This window comes from Burkholderia sp. LMG 13014 (assembly GCF_905232215.1).
GTDB lineage: Bacteria > Pseudomonadota > Gammaproteobacteria > Burkholderiales > Burkholderiaceae > Burkholderia.
In genome coordinates, this window is sequence record NZ_CAJNKE010000947.1 from 1 (window position 1) to 1,530 (window position 1,530).

At 67.6% G+C, this 1,530-nt stretch carries 2 protein-coding genes; both read left to right on the forward strand.

The genetic code is table 11. The features are described from left to right. The coding region (locus JYJ84_RS36400) for an extracellular solute-binding protein (RefSeq protein WP_205190278.1) at nucleotides 1-570 on the forward strand (570 nt) is incomplete at its 5' end. A 70-nt stretch (nucleotides 571-640) separates the two neighbouring features. Continuing rightward, nucleotides 641-1,510, forward strand: coding sequence for a carbohydrate ABC transporter permease (locus JYJ84_RS36405; protein ID WP_011349624.1), 870 nt, complete (start codon nucleotides 641-643; stop codon nucleotides 1,508-1,510). Nucleotides 1,511-1,530: the final 20 nt, after the last annotated feature.

Below are 1,530 nucleotides of genomic sequence, written 5' to 3' on the forward strand. Positions count from 1 at the left end.
TTCAAGCAGTCGATGGCCGCGCTGAAGGTGCTCGCTGACGCGAAGTGCTTCGTGCCGCGCCTGAACAATGGCGTGAGCGCGTGGAGCACGGGGCTCACCGAGTTCCAGGCCGGCCGCGTCGCGATGATGCCGCAGGGCGCATGGAACATCGCGAAGTTCAGCGCGACGAAGGGCCTGTCGTTCCAGTTCGCGCCGCTGCCGGCGCTCGTGCCCGGCAACGGGCCGGTCGCGCTCGACATGCTCGGCACCGCGTGGGCGATCAACGCGGCATCGCACCAGGCCGACGCCGCGAAGAAGTGGCTCGCGTTCTGGGCGCGCCCCGACAACGACCGCCAGTTCCTCGACGCGGAAGCCGGGTTCAGCCCGTTCGAAGGCGGCACCGACGCGATGCCGCCGCAGGCGCAGCCGTATGCGGCCGCGCAGAAGAACGGGCACGTCGTGCTGTATCCGAAGGGCGTGTGGACCGGCACGCTGTTCACGGCGATCTGGAATTCGATGTCCGCGTATTTCCTCGACATCGGGCAGGACCCGGCGAAGCTGCTCGCCCGCTGGGATGCGGCTGCGCGATGAACGGCCTGTCCGCTGACATTTCCCGTGCCGCGCGACCGTGCGCGGCGCAGTTCGACGAAGGAGGCGCGCGATGAAGCGCAACCGGACCTTGCTGTGGTGCGCCGTTCCGGCGCTCGCGCTGTACGCGCTGCTGAGCCTGTATCCGCTGTTCAAGGCCGCGCGGATGAGCCTGACGGATTTCTCCGGCGTGGGAGACGCGCACTGGATCGGGCTCGCGAACTACGCGGCGGCGTTTCGCGATCCCGCGAGCCTGCATACGCTCGTCGTCACGTTCGCGTATGCGGCGATCGTCGTGATCGTGCAGAACGGGCTCGGGCTGCTGTTCGCGGCGCTGCTGTTCTCGCTGCCGCGGCTGCGCGGCGCGTTGCGCGTCGGGCTGCTGGTGCCGAGCATGTTCTCGGCGGTGATCGCCGGGTTCGTGTGGGAGTACTTGTACTCGCCGCTCGGCGGCGGCATCAACGAGTTGCTGCATCTCGTGCATCTCGACGCGCTGCAGCAGGTGTGGCTCGGCGATCCGTCGGTCACGCTGCCGGCTGTCACGGCCGTGCACGTGTGGATGTACGTCGGCTACTCGACGGCGATCTTCCTGGCCGGCTACCTGAATATTCCGTCGGAACTGCACGACGCGGCGAAGCTCGACGGCGCGAACGCGTGGGTGCGCTTCACGCGCATCGACCTGCCGCTGCTCGCGCCGGCGTTCACCGTGAACATCACGCTGAGCACGATCGGCACGCTGAAGACCTTCGAGCTGCCGCTCGTGCTGACCAACGGCGGGCCGGACGGCGCGACGACCACGCTCGGGCTGCAGATCTTCCACAGCCTGTTCAACGACTACAAGTTCGGCTTCGCGAGCGCGCTGTCGATGATCATGCTCGCGATCGTCGTGGTGGTCGCGACCACCCAGAACACGATCCTGCGCCGCCGGGAGGACAACCTGTGAACGTCATCCGTCAACGCTTT

Coding starts and splice junctions, on each gene's coding strand:
- JYJ84_RS36405 (WP_011349624.1), top strand. CDS start 641: ATGAAGCGCAACCGGACCTTGCTGTGGTGCGCCGTTCCGGCGCTCGCG.